Source organism: Streptomyces sp. NPDC104581, assembly GCF_055583685.1.
Genome location: NZ_JBVJNN010000026.1, coordinates 56512 through 72923, shown reverse-complemented (window position 1 = coordinate 72923; position 16412 = coordinate 56512). Strand labels below are relative to the sequence as shown.

Here is a 16412-nt window from a genome sequence, read left to right as displayed (position 1 = left end):
GGCCGGCGATCGGGGACGGGACGGCGCGCCGGGGCGTGTCCGGAGAGTCCCTAGTCGGTGATGTAGTTGTGGAGCCCGGGAACCGTCAGCGTGCCGCCGAACTGGCCCGCCTGGAGCACCTTGACGTCCGTGAAGAACGCGAACGGGACGTTGACCGGCGGCGGGGTCTGCGGGCTGAACGTGATCGGGATCAGCCCGAACAGATTGCCCTTCAACTCCTCCGTGTACATGGTGACCTGGCCGTCGCGGATGACCGACGTCGAGTCCTGCCTGCTCGCCACGTGCGCCGTACGGCCCTCGGGGTAGACGACCTTCTGGTGCAGGTCCTTGATGTCCACCTCGGACGCGGTGAACTTCAGCGCCTTCTTGATCTTCCCGCTGCCCGTCTTCACCTCGACGATGCCGTGGTAGTCGAGCCCCCGCAGCGTGAGCTTGGTGCTCTCCAGCCGCCACGGGTCGTCCGGCAGCAACGGGATGCCCGGCTCCAGTTCGGCGGCGGCCAGCGCCTCCGGATCGGCCTCGGGGCAGGGGAAGCGCGGCTTGCCGTCGGCGCCCTCGGGGATGTCGTCGTCCTTGCGCGCCTCAAGTCCCTTCGCGGCGTCGTCGAGTTCCTCGACGTCCGCGCCGGCCTTGTCCGCGGCGTCCCTGATGGCGTCCTCGGTGCTGTCGGCGCCGCCGGGCTTCTCGGTGCCCTTCCCCGTGTCCGGTTCCGGGTCCGCGGGCTTGTCCGTCCCCGGCTTCCCGGGCTCCGGGTCGGCGGGCTTCTCCGGCGCCGGCTCGTCCGTCTCCTTGTCCGGTACGCCGAGGAGGTCGCCCAGCGCGTCGCCCAGCCCCAGCGGGTCGAGCGGGTTCCTGGGCTTCGTCGTGCTCGGCCCGGGCGCGGGCTCCTTGGGCGCGGCGGGCTTCTGCGCGTCGGCCGCGGGCGGTGTCTCGCCGGGCGTGGGCCCGGAAGCGTCACCGTCGTCCCCGGCACCGCCGGCGGGCGGCTCCGGCTTGTCCGAGGCGTCCCCTGACGGATCCCCGGACGCGTCGTCCGACGGCTTCTCGGACGGCGACGGCGGGGCCGACTCCTCCGGCGGCTCGTCGGAGCGCGTGACGCACGGCCCCGGCGCGAACGGGATGTCCTTGGCGTCCTCGGCGAGCGCGAGCCGGGGGGTGAGCCCCATCCCGACGAACACCGCCGTCGGCATCGCGGCCAGCGCGAACGCCTTGCCGGCCGGGATCTGGAGCTTGGTCAGCAGCGACTTCCTGGGGGCGGCGTGGCGCGGACCGCTTCTCTCGCGGGCCCGCCCGCCTCCGGCCGTCTCCGGCCGTGTGTCGTCACCCCGCACTGTTCCTCCCGCCGTTGGCATGGGCAGTCGTCTCCGTCAGCTTCGGGTCCCCGTCAGACGGGCCGGGGAGAAAAGGGCCGTCCCCGCCTCCGTCCGGGGTGCCCTGGTCGACGGCTCCGCCGTCGGGTCCGAACGTCTGCTGTCGTACGGCAGTGTGCTTGTCCGACCGGTCATCGGCCCGGTCGTCGGGGTGCTCCTCGTCGGCCCCCGCGGGCCGGCCCGGCGCCCAGGAGATGGACAGGGCTCCGCCGATGAGGGCGAGCAGGAACCCGATGCCGAAACCACCGATGTTGGCCACGGGTATGGAGACGAGTCCCAGCAGGATGGTGGCGACCCCCGCGAAGACCCGCACGATGCTCTGGAACCACATCGTCAGTCCCAGGGTGGCCAGCAGGACACCGATGATCAGCGAGCCCGCGCCCGCCGTGGTCGCCATCGTCAGTGTGAGATGGCCCAACTTCAGCTCGGCGTAAGGGAAGTAGACGATCGGCACCCCGCTGAGGATCGCCAGCAACCCCGCCCAGAACGGCCGAGTACCCCGCCAGGCGCGGAAGCGCAGCCGCCAGTAGGTGAATCGGCCGCGGGGGTCCGAAGGCTCGGCGCTCATGGAAAACAGCTCCCTGGAACCAGTGTTGCTGTGAGAGAGGGGGAGTCGGGCGGACGCGACCGCGTCGTGCGGAGGCGCCCGCCCCAGGGGGCGTGGTGCTCAGGACCCGATGGGGGTCTAGTAGCACTCCTTGGTGCCCTTGTGCAGCTTCAGGCTCAGCCCGCTGAGCTCGAAGGTGCCGGCCGTGGTCGCCCACGCCGTCTGCTTCACATCGGTCAGCACCGCCTCTTCGGCGCGCTGGGCGAAGCCGAAGGGGTTGACCTTCTTCTCGGTCCCCGGCTGGATCCTCGTGTCGCCGGCCGCCACACCGATGTCGATGTTCTTGAACTTGGCGTCGGCTTCGAGCTTGGCGACGTCCAGATACAGGTTGGTCGCCTTGACCGGCTTCGACTTGTCCCCGCCGGCCCGCAGCTCAAGGCTGACGCTGCCGAAGACCGGGACGTCCGGAGTGACCACCGACTGGCACATGTTGCTGATCGTGGCCGAGCTGAAACCGGAGACGGCCACCGGGTGGGCGGTCTTGTTGCCCTTGAGATCGGTGCCGTCGGCGAGGCTTCCGTACTGAACGAAGTCCTGGCCCACCAACTGGTCGGCCGAGACCTTGAAACTCTGCCCCGACACACTGAACGACGCGGCGAGCGCGCCCTGTGCGAGAGCGACACCTATCGCGGCCGTCGCGGCCACGCTGGGCACCATGACGACGGCGAACCGCTTCCATCTGGTCCCGCCACGTGCTTGGGACTCCATCACTTTCCTCCTTCTCGGACGTACATCTCCGGATCGGGCGTCGGCCCGTCCTGGGATGGGAGAAGTGCTACGTCCTCGGGAAGGAGAGCGCCGTTAAGTATCAGCGGAACGAGCCGCGTCAGAATCACCGACGATCACCCCCGAGCGACAACCACTGGGCCACGCGCGTCGCGTGGCCGCCGGACAGGCCCCGCCGGTCGGCGGGAACCCCCCTGTCCCGGGTCGGCGCCACCGCTCCGCCGGCCCGCCCGGTGGGGTCCCGACCGCGGTGGGCACGACTGGGTCGCCGTACCGGTGCGCTGTCGGACCGAGCGTGGACGATCGTGGTGTATTCACGCTCGGGACACAAGGGGGTTCGTTACTGGCAAGTAATGAGTGGTTCACGCAGGAGCCACGAGGCGGCGCCGCACGGGCACACAGGGTGCCCCAAATCGCCCCGACAGAACTCGTGAATACCGCCAATAACCGGACAGACCAAGACGGTTGATTTACTCGGAGTAACAGCAACCCCGCTTTACCAAGTTTTGGTAAAGCGGGGTCGTCGGAGTCGTCGAGTCGGCAAATCGTTATGTGCCGCCCCGCGGCGCCTGCCGGAGGCGGGGCGGTCTCAGAAAAGGACCCTGGCAAGTGCCTGTCGCGCGGCGGTCACCCGGGGGTCGTCCGAGCCGATCACCTCGAAGAGTTCGAGCAGTCGCAGCCTCGCCGCGTCCCGGTCGTCGCCCGTCGTGCGCCGGACGGCCTCGACCAGCCGCCCGAAGGCGTCCTCGACATGACCGCCGACCAGATCGAGGTCGGCGGCGGCGATCTGCGCGGGGACGTCGTCCGCCCGCTCCGCCGCCTCCTTGCGCACCCGCTGCGGGTCCATCCCCTTGACGCGGGCGAGCAGTTCGGCCTGGGCGAGACCGAGCTTCGCCTCGGTGTTGCCGGGGTCGTCGGCGAGCACGTCGCGGTACGCCTGCGCGGCGCCGTCGAAGTCGTCGGCGTCCAGAGCGCGTACGGCGGTTTCGAGCAGCGCGTCGTACGGCCCCACCCGCTCCTCCGGCTCGGCGTCCGCGCCGGCCTCCGGGGCGTCGGCGTCGACCGTGATGCCGGTCAGGCCGAAGCGCTGCTCACCGACCTGGATCAACTGGTCCAGCGTCTCCCGGATCTGGGCCTCGGGAGCCGCGCCCTGGAAGAGGGGCAGCGCCTGGCCCGCCACCACGGCGAAGACCGCCGGGATGCCCTGGATCTGGAACTGCTGCATCAGCATCTGGTTGGCGTCGACATCGACCTTGGCGAGCACGAACCGGCCGTTGTACTCACGGGCCAGCCGCTCCAGTACGGGACTGAGCTGCTTGCACGGCTCGCACCACTCGGCCCAGAAGTCGATGACGACCGGGACCTCGGCGGAGCGCTGGAGGACATCGCGCTCGAAGCCCGCCTCGTCGACGTCGATCACCAGACTGGAGGGGGGTACGGCACCGGTGTCGCCCCGACGGGCCGCCTCGGCGCGGGCCTGCTCGGCCTTGGCCTTGGCCTCACCGGCCGCCTTCACCGCGGCGAGATCGACGACGCCGCTCATGGACATGTTCCTAGGCTGCATGAGTACATCCTCCCCTCTCCGCGCGCGCATGTGAAAAGCAACCGGACATCTCGCGCCGTCCGTTTCCGCGGTAACGGACCGCCCGCACACGACCGCGCCCGCCGCGAGGCCCCGCGGGATGCGGAGCACACGGCCGGACACGGTCCTCGCACCCCACGCGTGCCTGAACACGCACGGGGCAAGTCCCCCGTGGGGGACCGGATTCGGCACGGGGTCCCCACCCCGCGCCCAGTGGTCGCCGCTCAAGAACCGCTCAAGGAGAGACGGCCTTTCGCTACGGCTCGTAGCGTAACCGACAAGCTCCCTCGTCCGTGTGAGATTCATCCGGTGAACTGACTCACAACGGATTCCCTACCGACGGGTATGGTCGCGGACATGCTGAGCCGCAGCCACCGCAGCCCCAACCGTGCCGGCCGTCCCCGCAGCGCCGCGGCGGACACCGCGATCCTGCTGGCGACCAGGGCGGCGCTGGTGGAACTGGGCTGGTCCAAGCTGTCGATGGGCGATGTCGCCGCGCGCGCCGGCGTCGCCAAGACCACGCTCTACCGGCGCTGGGCGAGCAAGAACGAGTTGGTGGTCGACGCGGTCGCCGTCCTCTTCGACGAGATCGAGATCCATGACCGGGGCAGCCTCAGCGCCGACATCGAGGGTGTGGTGCTCCAGTTCGCCGCGCTGCTGGAGCGGCCGGAGACCAAGACGGCGCTGATGGCGGTGGTCGCGGAGTCGACGCGGGACGACGCGCTCCGCGACCGGATCCGTACGGCGATCGTCGACCGGCAGAAGGGGCTGGTGCTCAAGGGCCGCGAACGCGCCCAGGCGCGGGGCGAGTTGCCGTACGAGAGCGATCCCGGGGCGGCGGCCCGCAACGCCGACCTGATCTTCGACGTGATCGCGGGCGCCGTGGTGCACCGGACGCTGGTGAGCGCGGAGCGGGTCGACGAGGAGTGGGCGCGCGGTTTCACCCTGCTGCTGGTGGCGGGGCTGGGCGCGGCCCAGGGCTCCTGAGGGCTCCGTCCCGGGCGCGGTCGCGTTCCGGGGCGCGGTCGCGTTCCCGGCCGCCCGCGAGGGGGCCCGGTGGTCCTCGCGCCCCCCTCGCGGGCCGTCAGAAGCCGGGCGGCTCCGTGTACGTGCCCCACTCGTCCCGCAGTACTCCGCAGATCTCGCCCAGCGTCGCCTCCGCGCGGACGGCCTCCAGCATCGGTCCGATCATGTTCGACCCGTCGCGCGCCGAGGCCAGCATCGCGTCCAGCGCGACACGGACAGCGGCGTCGTCACGCCCCGACTTCCGTTCCGTCAGCTCCGCCACCTGGTCGCGCTCGACCTCGTGGCTGACCCGCAGGATCTCCAGGTCGCCGGTGACCGAGCCGTGGTGGACGTTGACGCCGACGACCCGCTTGTCGCCCTTCTCCAGCGCGCGCTGGTACTGGAAGGCGGACTCGGCGATCTCGCCGGTGAACCAGCCGTCCTCGATGCCGCGCAGAATGCCGGACGTGATCGGGCCGATGGGGTGCCGCCCGTCGGGATGCGCGCGCAGACCGCGCTCCTTGATCTGCTCGAAGATCTTCTCCGCGTCGGCCTCGATGCGGTCGGTGAGCTGCTCCACGTACCAGGAACCGCCCAGCGGGTCCGCGACGTTGGCGACGCCGGTCTCCTCCATCAGCACCTGCTGGGTGCGGAGCGCGATCTCGGCGGCCTGCTCACTGGGGAGCGCCAGGGTCTCGTCCAGGGCGTTGGTGTGCAGCGAGTTGGTGCCGCCGAGGACCGCGGACAGGGCCTCGACCGCGGTCCGCACGACGTTGTTGTACGGCTGCTGCGCGGTGAGCGAGACGCCCGCCGTCTGGGTGTGGAAGCGCAGCCACTGCGCCTTGTCGGTCTTCGCGCCGTACGTCTCCTTCATCCAGCGCGCCCAGATCCGGCGCGCGGCGCGGAACTTGGCGATCTCCTCGAAGAAGTCGAGGTGCGCGTCGAAGAAGAAGGACAGACCGGGGGCGAAGACGTCGACGTCCATGCCGCGCGAGAGGCCGAGCTCCACGTAGCCGAAGCCGTCGGCGAGCGTGTACGCCAGCTCCTGCGCGGCCGTGGCCCCGGCCTCACGGATGTGGTAGCCGGAGACGGAGAGCGGCTTGTACGCGGGGATGGACGCCGCGCAGTGCTCCATCAGATCGCCGATCAGGCGCAGATGGGGCTCGGGCTGGAAGAGCCACTCCTTCTGCGCGATGTACTCCTTGAAGATGTCGGTCTGGAGCGTGCCGTTCAGCACGGCGGGGTCGATGCCCTGGCGCTCGGCGGCGACCAGATACATGCAGAAGACCGGGACGGCGGGGCCGCTGATGGTCATGGACGTCGTGACGTCCCCGAGCGGGAGATCACCGAAGAGGATCTCCATGTCGGCGGCGGAGTCGATCGCGACGCCGCAGTGGCCGACCTCGCCGAGGGAGCGCGGGTCGTCGGAGTCGCGGCCCATGAGGGTCGGCATGTCGAAGGCGACGGAGAGACCGCCGCCGCCGTTGGCGAGGATGGTCTTGTAGCGCTCGTTGGTCTGGCGCGCGTTGCCGAAGCCGGCGAACTGGCGGATGGTCCACGTACGGCCCCGGTAGCCGGTCGCGTGGAGGCCGCGGGTGAAGGGGTACTCGCCCGGCCAGCCGATCCGCTCGAATCCCTCGTACGTGTCACCCGGGCGCGGCCCGTAGACCGGCTCGACGGGGTCACCCGAGAGCGTGGAGAAGTCCGCGTCCCGCTTGCGGGCCTTGTCGTAACGGGCCTGCCAGCGTCGGCGGCCCTCCTCGATCGCTGCGGTCTCGGCCTGCGCGTGAGCGTCCATACTCCGAATTTACTAGGACGTCCTAGTAAAAGTCGAACGTTGACCGCCGCGAGTTTCCTCACGGCGGTGGGCGGGACCGGGGCCGGGGCTCCCCGACGGGCTGGGGAGCCGGGTCGGAGCCGGGCTCAGACCTCGACGGGGGCGGTCCCGTCGCGGACGATCAGCGGCTGGACCTCTCGGGTGATCTTCGGTTCGACGAAGAACGAGGCGACCGGGATGCAGCCGGCGGCCAGCACCCACAGGAGCTTGCCGAAGGACCACTTCGCCTTGGAGCCCAGGTCGAAGGCGAAGACGACGTAGACGATGAAGAGCAGACCGTGGATCTGGGAGATCACCATGGTGTCGCCGGTGTCGAAGCCGTACTTCAGCACGATGGCGACGGTGAAGACCAGCAGCCAGACGGCGGTGATGTACGCCATGACCCGGTAGCGGGTCAGGATGCTCTGTTTCATGGCATCGAGCGTAACGACCCGAAAGGTCCCCGCGGACGGCGGGGCTCAGTTCTCCTCGAAGTCCTTGGCCGAGATGCGCAGCGGTCGCAGTATCGCGAAGATCTCGGCGCACTCCTCCGCGTCGTACGCCCCGAGGCCGAACTCCATCTCCATCAGGTCGCGGGTCGCGGCCTCCACCACCTCGCGGCCCCTGCCGGTGATCGAGGCGAGGGTGCCGCGGCCGTCGTTGGGGTTGGGGCGCTTGTCGACCAGACCGGCCTTGACCAGCCGGTCGACCGTGTTCGTGACGGACGTCGGGTGGACCATCAGCCGCTCGCCGATCTTGGACATGGTCAGCTCGCCGGCCTTGGAGAAGGTGAGCAGCACCAGTGCCTCGTAGCGCGCGAAGGTCAGCCCGTACGGTCTGACCACCGCGTCGACCTCGGCGAGCAGGATCTGATGGGCCCGCATGATCGAGGTGATGGCGCCCATCGACGGCACGGGGCCCCAGCGCTGCCGCCACAGCTCGTCGGCGCGGGCGATGGGATCGAAGGCAAGGCTGAGCGGCTTGGACACGTCAGCGACCTTACCGAGTGGTCATATCGCGGTCTGCCCCTACTCCCGGATTGCGGGGTACCCCGGTCCGGCGGACCTCGTACACCAGCAGGACGGAACAGAGGGTTCCGATCACCCCGGCCCCGGTGACGACATGGTGCACGGGGACGAACTCGGCGGCGAGACCCGCCAGCGCCATGCCGAGGCCCTGCACGGTCATCAGCCCGGCGGTCATCAGCGTCATGGCCCGGCCCCGGAGCTCCTCCGGAACGGCCTCCACGAACCACTGGTCGAGGCCGATGACGTACACCGCGCCGACACCGGACAGGGCGAGGGCGACCAGGGCCAGGGTGATACCGGGTGTGACGGCGTAGACGAGCAGCGGCAGCAGCCCCAGGGCCGCGGAGGGGAGCACGATCCGTGAGCGGGCGCGGGGGCTGAGGGCGGAGCCCGCGACGAGTTCCGCCGCGATGTGCCCGACGGGCATCGCGCACATCATCAGACCGAGTGCGGCGGGGCCGACGCCGATCCGGTCGGCGTACGGCGCCATCAGCGCCTCCGGCGCGACGACGAACATCGCCGGGATCCAGAAGAGCAGCGTCAGCGCGCGGATCCGCCGGTCGGCGAAGACCAGCCGGGCACCGTCGAGCGAGTCCCGCAGCAGATTCGCGCCGCTGTCCTTCTTGAGAAGGCGGGCCGGCCTGTCCTTCGTACCGAGGCGCAGCAGCGTGGCCGAGCAGAGGAAGGTGACGACCGTGATCGCGATCGCCCCGCGCGGGGGTACGACGGCGAGGAGGAAGCCGCCGACGGCGAACCCGGCGAGGAGCGCGCTCTGCGACACGATCCGCAGGAGGGAGCGTCCGAGGACATAGAGATCGCCCTCCCCGAGGATGTCGGTGAGGGCCGCCATACGGGTCCCGGTGAACACGGGCGCGACGGCGGCGACGGCGCACCGCAGCGCGAGCAGCCCCGCGATGGGCGTCCCGGGGACCACCATCACGGCGACGCACCCCGCGCAGACGAGGTCGCACACGACGAGGACCCGGCGCGCGGGGAACCGGTCGGCGACCCCGGCCAGGAGCGTCCCGCCGAAGACGTAGGGCAGCAGCCCGAGCGCGAAGGTGAGGGCGCTGAGGAAGGGCGATCCGGTGAGGTCGTAGACGAGGACGGTGAGGGAGATCTCGGTGACGACGACCCCGAGGAGGGACAGCAGGTGCGCGGCGAAGACGAACCGGAACTCCCGCACCCGGAACACCGTGCGATACCCCCGCGCGCCGTCGGTGTCGCCGGACGGCCCGGCGGGCGGGTCCGCCGGGCCGGCCCGTCCGGCGACCGAGGACACCGGCGGGGCGGCCGGGACGGGCGGGTGCTTCGGCGCGGCGGGCTCGGGCAGCCGGCGGGGTGATTCGGTAGGCATGGGAGGAAGCCTCGTCCGCGGGCACCCCGCGCTCTAGACTTTCGGCTCCGGCCGAATCTCTCCCGACCGAGTGAGGACCCACCCGTGGCGTTCCAGTTGCACTTCGGCGAGCACGACCTGCTGCGCTGCCGGTTCGCCCTGTCACCGCTCTGGGAGACGCAGGAGGCCGTACGCACCCTCTCGCGGCCCGAACGGCACGGGTACCACCTGCCGTGGCTGCGGCGGATCAGAAGCGCCGCCGCCGGGATCGACCTGCGGCGGCTGTGGCTGCTGATGCCGCAGATCGGGCACAATCCCGACTTCTTCTGCCCCCCACCCGAGAGCCCCGTCATCAGCTTCGCCGAGGAGATCGCGCAGGTGCGCGCGACTCCCCCCGGCGCCGCCCACCGGGACCTCACCCTGGCGCTCGCGGAGACTCCCGGCGCCGCCGAGAGCGAGCTCGGGCGCGAGATGCTGGACGATCCCGCGCGCGCCGTGCGGGAGATCGCCGGACTGCTGGAGCAGGTCTGGCAGCGGTTGATCGAGCCGGACTGGCCCCGTCTGCGCGCGCTGCTCGAAGCCGACATCGCCTACCACTCACAGCGGCTCGCCGACGGCGGATTCGAGCGGCTGCTGGGCGAGTTGAGCCCCCGGCTGGTCTGGGCCGACTCCACCCTCACCGTCCTCGGCACGCGCGGCGACCACGAGCGGGAGCTGGGCGGACGCGGTCTGGTCCTCGTCCCGAGCGTCTTCACCTGGCCCGAGATCATCGGCGGGCACGAGCCGCCCTGGCAGCCCGCCCTGATCTATCCGGCACGCGGCATCGGCGGCCTGTGGACGGAGGCGGCCGACCGTACGCCGGAGACCCTGGCCCGGCTGCTCGGCCGGGTCCGGGCCGATGTCCTGTGCGCGCTCGAAGAACCCGCCGGGACCACCGCGCTGGCGCACCGGCTGGGTCTCGCGCCCTCCTCGGTGTCCGCGCACCTGTCGGTGCTGCGCGACGCGGGCCTGCTGACGTCGCGGCGCCATTCGCACCAGGTGCTGTACGAGCGGACGCCGCTCGGGATCGCGCTCGCGGTGTCGTAACGGTACGAAATGTGACCGTTATGTCACGATTGCCCGGTCCTGTGCTTCTCCGGTCGTTCAAGGGGGCTGGATGTCCAGCCGCACACCGCGCCGCCTGCGCGCCGCAGCCCCGGCCTCCGCCGCCGCTCTCGCACTCGCACTCGCGTCCGCGCTCACCGCCTGCTCGGCCGGCTCCGGCTCCCCCGCCGCCCCCGACAGGACCGGCACGGCGGCCGTACGGGGCGAGGCGGCCCCCACCGGCGGCTCGCCGTTCTGGGTGGACCCGCGCAGCGACGCGGCACGCCAGGTCGAGGAGTGGCAGGCCGAGGGCCGTACCGAGGACGCCGAACTCCTCAAGCGGATCTCGGAGCGCCCCGTGGCCGACTGGCCCTCCGGCGACGACCCCGCCCCGGAGATCCGCAGGGCCGTCAAGGGCGCGGCGGGAAAGCGCACGGTGGTGCTCGTCGCCTACAACATCCCGCACCGCGACTGCGGCCTCTACTCGGCCGGCGGTGCCCGCGACGCCCGTGCCTATCTCGACTGGATCGACTCCTTCGCCGGCGCGATCGGCGACGCCCGCGCCCTGGTGATCCTTGAGCCGGACGCCGTCCCGCACCTGGCGGACGGCTGCACCCCCGCCCAGCACCACGCCGAGCGCAACCAGCTCCTGTCGGACGCGATCGGGCGGCTGAAGGAGCAGCCGGCCACCAAGGTCTATCTGGACGCCGGCAACCCGAACTGGATCAAGGAGCCGGAGAAGCTCGCGGAGCCGCTGCGCACGGCCGGTGTCGCCGGGGCGGACGGCTTCTCGCTCAACGTCTCCAACTTCGAGACGGACGAAGCCGTCAAGTCCTTCGGCGCCCGGCTGTCCGGGCTCCTCGACGGCGCCCACTTCACCGTCGACACCAGCCGCAACGGCGAGGGCCCCCTCCAGGGCGAGGGGGACGAGACCTGGTGCAACCCGCCGGGCAGGTCGCTCGGGACACCGCCGACCACCGAGACGGAGGACGAGCTGATCGACGCGTACCTGTGGATCAAACGGCCCGGCGACTCGGACGGCACCTGCCGGGGCGGCCCGGCCGCCGGTACCTGGTGGCCGGAGTACGCGCTCGGTCTCGCCCGCCGCGCGGGCGCCTGACCGCCGTCCCGGTCCGCCGCTACTCCCCCTTCACCTGGATCCACTTCGCCTCCGACGACACCCCCTCCTCGTCGGTCACGAAGAGCATGTACCAGCCCGGCGGCACCAGCGTCGGGTCCGACGGGACGTCAACCGTCACCGACCCGCCGCGCCTGGTCAGGGCGAGGTCGATCGAGCGCTGCTCCACGTCCGTGCTGTGCGTGACCGCGCTCGGCCGCATCAGCCGCGCCGTCCTGATCCGCTGCGAGTTCTCCGTACGGAAGGTCGCGCGCCCGTTCTGGTCGAGTTCCGTCGGCCCCTCCCCCAGCACCGGGCGCCGCTTCTCGCGCCCGCCTTCCAAGGAGGGCGGTGTGTAGATCTCGACGCGCTGCTCGAACGTGCCGAGTTTCGTGTTGTCGGCGTCGTCGAAGAGCGGGTCGGAGCCGAAGGTCGCCACCCGCCCGTCGGGCAGCAGCAGCGCCTCGGAGTGGTAGTTGCGGCCGACCGTCGGATCGGCCGCCTTCCGGAAGGTGTTGGTCCTCGGGTCGTAGAACTGCGCCTTGAGGATGTCGCTGGCGCTGCGCCCCCGGTAGTCGGAGGAACCGCCGCTGGTGAAGACCGTGTCGTCCGGCATGATCACACTGCTGAGGTAGCGCGTCCCCTGCGGCAGGTCCGGCCCCGGCCGGAACGCCGGGCTGTCCTCCTTCAGATCCACGATGGCCGTACGGGAGGTGGACTTGGACGACTCGCCGACCCCGCCGCCGCCGAGGACCATCACGCGCTGGTCCTGCGCGGGAGGCAGCACCAGCGAGGCCGAGGTCTCCGTCTGGTCGAGCAGGGTGAGTCCGCCGACCTTCGTGAAGATGTTCTTGTCCAGGTCCCACAGCCCCGGCTGACGGCCCGCCGTGGCGGGCCCGTAGCCGGCGTTGGAGCCCGAGTAGAAGACCTTGCCGCCCTTGGTGAGGAAGAGCGCGGGATACGTCGGGAAGTAGCGCGTGGGGCCCTTGGACCACTTCTTGGACCGGGGGTCGTAGATCTCGTTGTCGCCGGTCAGTACGGCGCCGACGTCGTCCAGCCCCGAGACGGCGAGCACCCGGCCGTCCTCCAGGGTGACCAGCGTCGGGTACCAGCGGGCGTCCTTCATCGGCTCGACCCGGACGTACCTCTCCGCGACCGGGTCGAACTCGTACGCCGCCTTGATCCCCTGGAAGTCCTGCTTCTCGGTGGTCAGCTTCTGCGCCAGGCCGTAGTGGTTCTGCGCGTCCTTGCCCTTGAGACCGACGATCTCGTACTGGGCCGCCTCGGTCGTCAGCGCCCGCGGCCCCTTCTCCGCGGCCTCCACGAAGACGCGCGCCTCGCCCGCCGTGACCTTCGTCTTCCACGGCAGCATCCGGCCGCTCTCGGCGTACGAGATCTTGAAGTCCCGCTTGGCCCTGGGCACGGTGACGTCGAACTTGCTCACGTACTCGACACCGGACGGCGAGCGGAAGCGGGTGCCCTTCTTGAAGGTGCGCGCCTTGTCCGGGTCCTCGTTCTTGACGCGCATCCCGCCGCCCGCGCGGTCGACCTCCCCGTCGAGGACCTCGTAGCGCGCGGTGCCGCCGGCCACCAGCAGCCGTCCGTCGGGCAGTTGGGAGTGGCCGGAGCAGAAGAAGTCCTCGGGGGTGGGGATCTTCCGGTACGAGTTGTCCGCCGGGTCCCACAGGACGGTGTCGAAGGTGCCCGCGTCGAACTTCTCCTGGCTGTTGCCGGATCCGGCGATGAGCAGCACCTTGCCGGTGTGCAGGAGCGCGGCGTGGATGGCGTTGGTGCGGTACTCCTCGGGCACGTCCAGCACCTCCCAGGAGCCGTACCGCGCCTTGTAGCCCGGCTGCGCGATCTTGTACGCGTGGTACTTCTCCTGGGCGAAGGAGATGGCGGCCGGCGCGTTCAGCGACATCAGCACCAGCACGGCGCCACCGCCGAGCAGCGTCTTCTTGAACTTTCGCGAGGGCCGGTAGGCCATGGCTCAGTTCCTTCCTGTCGTGGTGACGAGCGCCGGCTCGCTCTGCCCGGGTCCGTCGTCGGCGGGGCCGGGCAGGACGCGCACGGCGTCACGGCGCCCGCGCAGGGTGGTCACGGCCCAGACGGCGACCGGGGCGAGCGAGATGACCAGCGCCAGTACGGCCCAGGTGCGCATCGCGGCGTGTGTGTGTCCGAGGTGGACGGACGCCGCGAGCGAGACCGTCAGCACGGCCGCCCAGAACAGGTGCAGCCGGAAGGTCATGAGACGGTCGGCGCTGGTCCGGCCGCCCTTGGGGGTGACCACGAACCGGCCCTTGGTACGGAGCACGGCCGAGCCCAGCGACTTGAGGTAGATCGGCGCGCAGAGCGCCGACATGACCATGCCGGCGACCCCGCCGGACCCCTCGGGCTCGTGGGGCGAGACGTTGTGGCGCCGGTTCCAGAGGTAGAGGCCGATCTGGCAGGCGGCGGCGTCGCTGTAGAGCATCAGCCAGAGCGAGGAGGACACCTGGGTGCCGGAGGCGCCGAGCCAGAGGAACAGTACGCAGCTGAGGATGCCGAGGAGCCAGTTGACCGCGGTCATCGGGTAGTAGACGAGCATCAGCGTGTAGCTGAGGAGCCGGCCGGGCGGCACGCGGAACAGCGCCTTGCCGTACTGCCCGATGATGGTCTCGTACGTGCCCCGCGACCAGCGGAGCTGCTGGGTGAAGAAGTCGGTCCAGGACTCGGGGCCCTCGCCCACGGCGAGGACGTCGGGGGTGTAGACGGAGCGCCAGTACCGGCCGGTCTGCGGGTTCCGGTAGCGGTGCAGTTCGAAGCCGGTGGCCATGTCCTCGGTGATGGAGTCGTAGAGGCCGCCGACCTGTTTGAGGGCGCTGATCCGTACGACGTTGTTGGTGCCGACGAACATGGGCGCGCGGTAGTGGTTGCCGGCCCGCTGGATCAGCGCGTGGAAGAGGAACTGCTGCGACTCGGCGGCCTTGGTGACCGTCGAGTCGTAGTTGCCGTACACCTGCGGGCCGACGACGAAGGCGACGTCGGGGTCGCGGAAGAAGCCGAGCATCCTCTCCAGGAAGTTGGCGAGCGGCACGTGGTCGGTGTCGACGGAGGCGAAGAAGTCGTACTCGTCGCCGTGCATCGCGAGCCAGGCGTTGTAGTTGCCGTGTTTCGTCCTGGCCTTGTGGACGCCCTTCTCGCGGTTCCACTCGGGCACGCCGAGGCGGCTGAAGTGCCGCACGCCCAGCTCCCGGCAGAGCCGCCGCGCGGACGGGTCGTCGCCCTCGTCGAGCAGCCAGATGTCGAGGGGGCCGCAGTGGCGCAGCCGTACGGCCCCTTCGAGGGTGGTCCGCAGCATGGCGAGCGGTTCCTTGCCGGGGACGTACGTGGTGACGAAGGCGACGCGGGTGCCCAGTTCGGCGACCACCGGGACGGGGTCGCGGGCGACGAGCGTCGCGTGCGCGATGGAGGCGACGTTGACGAGCATGAAGAGGGCGATGAGCCCGATCGACACGAGCATCACGGTGTCGAGGACGACCAGCCAGCTGGCGGCGCCCTCGCGTTCGGTCCAGTGCGTCGGCCAGATCAGATAGACCATCAGCACGCCGGAGAGCAGCGGGGCCAGGACCATGAGGGCGACGGCTCGTACCCGGTGCGGTTCCTGGGCGAGCAGACTCCGGTAGCGCACCTGGTAGGCGGTGGTCCGGTCCGGCTCGGTCAGCGGGCCCGCGAGACGGCTGTGGGTTTCGTAGTCGTAGCCCTCCGGCCGCACGGCGCCTCCAGCGATTGGGCGAGGTCGATATCCTCAGAAAAGTGGATATACCTCGGCGTGTCGACTGGGGTCGTCCGTGCGAGTGGCGGTAAGAGGCGGCGGATCGCGGGCGATCGGAGGGCCGTACGGCACACGATCGCCGGGCGGGCCGTCGGCGGCCCGCCCGGCGATCGCGGAGAGGTCGGCGCGCCGTCAGCCGGCGAGGTGCCGTTCGATCGTCTCGACCTTCGAATCGAGGGCGCCGGTGACGCCCGGCCGCACGTCGGCCTTGAGTACGAGTGAGACGCGCGGGGCCCGTGCCTCGACGGCGGCGACGGCCCGCTTGACCACGTCCATCACCTCGTCCCACTCGCCCTCGACGGAGGTGAACATGGCGTCGGTGCGGTGCGGCAGCCCGGACTCGCGTACGACCCGGACGGCGTCGGCGACGTACTCCCCCACGTCCTCGCCGACACCGAGCGGCGTGACGGAGAAGGCGACGATCATGCGCTGACCGTGCCCTCGCGGCGGGCGCGCGAGGCGATGACCTCGTCCTCGGCCTCGCGCTTGAGCCGGCGCTCGGCGAAGAAGCCGCCTGCCGGCAGGATCGACAGCACGAAGTAGAGGGCGGCGGTGCCCAGCGACCACTTGGCGCGCCGCCAGGCGTCCAGCCAGAAGATCATGTACAGGACGAAGAGCAGCCCGTGGATCGCGCCCATCACCGGGACGGCGTTGAAGTCCGTCGTGCGCTTGAGCACGGAGCAGACGAGCAGCAGCAGGAAGGACACGGCCTCCGGCGCCGATACCAGGCGGAGGCGGTGGAGGGATGAGGCGGTCTTGATGTCCACGAGGCAGGCACCTTCGTCGTCGGGGGGCGTCGTGATCGTCGCGATTCGTCGGCTCGTCGTGGCCGTCGCGCACGTGGCCGCGCGCGAGTGCCGCACGCGCGTGATCATCTTGTGAACGCGTGCACAAGCGTCGCCTCATTGTGGCACCAGGCTTTGCCCGC

The 16412-nt window shown here is 70.7% G+C and carries 15 protein-coding genes; 3 read left to right on the top strand and 12 right to left on the bottom strand.

The window, feature by feature from the left end; all coding sequences use genetic code 11:
• Nucleotides 1-50: 50 nt before the first annotated feature.
• From ACZ61E_RS21635 to ACZ61E_RS21620, 4 genes are all read right to left on the bottom strand, one after another.
• Nucleotides 51-1331: a hypothetical protein gene (locus ACZ61E_RS21635; protein ID WP_469701463.1), complete on the bottom strand. Its 1281-nt coding sequence runs from the start codon at nt 1329-1331 to the stop codon at nt 51-53.
• Nucleotides 1321-1938, bottom strand: a complete 618-nt coding sequence (locus ACZ61E_RS21630) for a DUF6114 domain-containing protein (RefSeq protein ID WP_469701462.1) — start codon at nt 1936-1938, stop codon at nt 1321-1323. Before ACZ61E_RS21630 ends, ACZ61E_RS21635 begins: the two co-directional genes overlap by 11 nt.
• 117 nt (nt 1939-2055) lie before the next feature.
• Nucleotides 2056-2685 (bottom strand): DUF6230 family protein, encoded by a 630-nt coding sequence (locus tag ACZ61E_RS21625; RefSeq protein WP_469701461.1) that lies wholly within the window; start codon nt 2683-2685, stop codon nt 2056-2058.
• A 607-nt stretch (nt 2686-3292) separates the two neighbouring features.
• Nucleotides 3293-4267 carry a tetratricopeptide repeat protein gene (locus ACZ61E_RS21620; RefSeq protein ID WP_469701460.1) on the bottom strand — a complete coding sequence of 325 codons (975 nt, stop codon included), beginning with the start codon at nt 4265-4267 and terminating at the stop codon, nt 3293-3295.
• Between the two features lie 375 nt (nt 4268-4642).
• Here ACZ61E_RS21620 and ACZ61E_RS21615 point away from each other — a divergent pair, with 375 nt between their 5' ends.
• Entirely contained in the window at nt 4643-5272 is a 630-nt protein-coding gene (locus tag ACZ61E_RS21615) for a TetR/AcrR family transcriptional regulator (RefSeq protein ID WP_469701459.1), read from the top strand.
• Between the two features lie 97 nt (nt 5273-5369).
• Here ACZ61E_RS21615 and ACZ61E_RS21610 read toward each other — a convergent pair whose 3' ends face one another.
• From ACZ61E_RS21610 to ACZ61E_RS21595, 4 genes are all read right to left on the bottom strand, one after another.
• Nucleotides 5370-7088: an acyl-CoA mutase large subunit family protein gene (locus tag ACZ61E_RS21610; protein ID WP_469701458.1), complete on the bottom strand. Its 1719-nt coding sequence runs from the start codon at nt 7086-7088 to the stop codon at nt 5370-5372.
• Nucleotides 7089-7213: 125 nt separating this feature from the next.
• Nucleotides 7214-7540 carry a DUF3817 domain-containing protein gene (locus ACZ61E_RS21605; RefSeq protein ID WP_469701457.1) on the bottom strand — a complete coding sequence of 109 codons (327 nt, stop codon included), beginning with the start codon at nt 7538-7540 and terminating at the stop codon, nt 7214-7216.
• Between the two features lie 45 nt (nt 7541-7585).
• Nucleotides 7586-8095 carry a MarR family winged helix-turn-helix transcriptional regulator gene (locus tag ACZ61E_RS21600; protein WP_469701456.1) on the bottom strand — a complete coding sequence of 170 codons (510 nt, stop codon included), beginning with the start codon at nt 8093-8095 and terminating at the stop codon, nt 7586-7588.
• A gap of 10 nt (nt 8096-8105) precedes the next feature.
• Nucleotides 8106-9491 (bottom strand): MFS transporter, encoded by a 1386-nt coding sequence (locus tag ACZ61E_RS21595; protein WP_469701455.1) that lies wholly within the window; start codon nt 9489-9491, stop codon nt 8106-8108.
• An 84-nt stretch (nt 9492-9575) separates the two neighbouring features.
• On the opposite strand from ACZ61E_RS21595, the gene ACZ61E_RS21590 reads away from it, so the two are divergent.
• Nucleotides 9576-10556 carry an ArsR/SmtB family transcription factor gene (locus tag ACZ61E_RS21590; RefSeq protein ID WP_469701454.1) on the top strand — a complete coding sequence of 327 codons (981 nt, stop codon included), beginning with the start codon at nt 9576-9578 and terminating at the stop codon, nt 10554-10556.
• A 70-nt stretch (nt 10557-10626) separates the two neighbouring features.
• Nucleotides 10627-11673: a glycoside hydrolase family 6 protein gene (locus tag ACZ61E_RS21585; RefSeq protein WP_469701453.1), complete on the top strand. Its 1047-nt coding sequence runs from the start codon at nt 10627-10629 to the stop codon at nt 11671-11673.
• Between the two features lie 19 nt (nt 11674-11692).
• On the opposite strand, the gene glxA is transcribed toward ACZ61E_RS21585, so the two are convergent.
• The 4 genes from glxA to ACZ61E_RS21565 form a co-directional block, all read right to left on the bottom strand.
• The gene (glxA, locus tag ACZ61E_RS21580; protein ID WP_469701452.1) at nt 11693-13657 is read right to left on the bottom strand and encodes a radical copper oxidase GlxA; all 1965 of its coding nucleotides are present in this window, start codon (nt 13655-13657) and stop codon (nt 11693-11695) included.
• 3 nt (nt 13658-13660) lie between these two features.
• Nucleotides 13661-15424 (bottom strand): glycosyltransferase family 2 protein, encoded by a 1764-nt coding sequence (locus tag ACZ61E_RS21575; protein ID WP_469701451.1) that lies wholly within the window; start codon nt 15422-15424, stop codon nt 13661-13663.
• Nucleotides 15425-15616: 192 nt separating this feature from the next.
• Nucleotides 15617-15910 carry an MTH1187 family thiamine-binding protein gene (locus tag ACZ61E_RS21570; RefSeq protein ID WP_469701450.1) on the bottom strand — a complete coding sequence of 98 codons (294 nt, stop codon included), beginning with the start codon at nt 15908-15910 and terminating at the stop codon, nt 15617-15619.
• Nucleotides 15907-16251 carry a DUF3817 domain-containing protein gene (locus tag ACZ61E_RS21565; RefSeq protein WP_469701449.1) on the bottom strand — a complete coding sequence of 115 codons (345 nt, stop codon included), beginning with the start codon at nt 16249-16251 and terminating at the stop codon, nt 15907-15909. The genes ACZ61E_RS21570 and ACZ61E_RS21565 overlap by 4 nt, the downstream gene beginning before the upstream one ends.
• Between the last annotated feature and the right edge of the window lie 161 nt (nt 16252-16412).

What these genes read in the sequence shown, in the direction of transcription:
- ACZ61E_RS21630 (WP_469701462.1), bottom strand. Translation starts at nt 1,938, where the DNA reads ATGAGCGCCGAGCCTTCGGACCCCCGCGGCCGATTCACCTACTGGCGG.
- ACZ61E_RS21625 (WP_469701461.1), bottom strand. Translation starts at nt 2,685, where the DNA reads ATGGAGTCCCAAGCACGTGGCGGGACCAGATGGAAGCGGTTCGCCGTC.
- ACZ61E_RS21620 (WP_469701460.1), bottom strand. Translation starts at nt 4,267, where the DNA reads ATGCAGCCTAGGAACATGTCCATGAGCGGCGTCGTCGATCTCGCCGCG.
- ACZ61E_RS21615 (WP_469701459.1), top strand. Translation starts at nt 4,643, where the DNA reads ATGCTGAGCCGCAGCCACCGCAGCCCCAACCGTGCCGGCCGTCCCCGC.
- ACZ61E_RS21610 (WP_469701458.1), bottom strand. Translation starts at nt 7,088, where the DNA reads ATGGACGCTCACGCGCAGGCCGAGACCGCAGCGATCGAGGAGGGCCGC.
- ACZ61E_RS21605 (WP_469701457.1), bottom strand. Translation starts at nt 7,540, where the DNA reads ATGAAACAGAGCATCCTGACCCGCTACCGGGTCATGGCGTACATCACC.
- ACZ61E_RS21595 (WP_469701455.1), bottom strand. Translation starts at nt 9,491, where the DNA reads ATGCCTACCGAATCACCCCGCCGGCTGCCCGAGCCCGCCGCGCCGAAG.
- ACZ61E_RS21585 (WP_469701453.1), top strand. Translation starts at nt 10,627, where the DNA reads ATGTCCAGCCGCACACCGCGCCGCCTGCGCGCCGCAGCCCCGGCCTCC.
- glxA (WP_469701452.1), bottom strand. Translation starts at nt 13,657, where the DNA reads ATGGCCTACCGGCCCTCGCGAAAGTTCAAGAAGACGCTGCTCGGCGGT.
- ACZ61E_RS21570 (WP_469701450.1), bottom strand. Translation starts at nt 15,910, where the DNA reads ATGATCGTCGCCTTCTCCGTCACGCCGCTCGGTGTCGGCGAGGACGTG.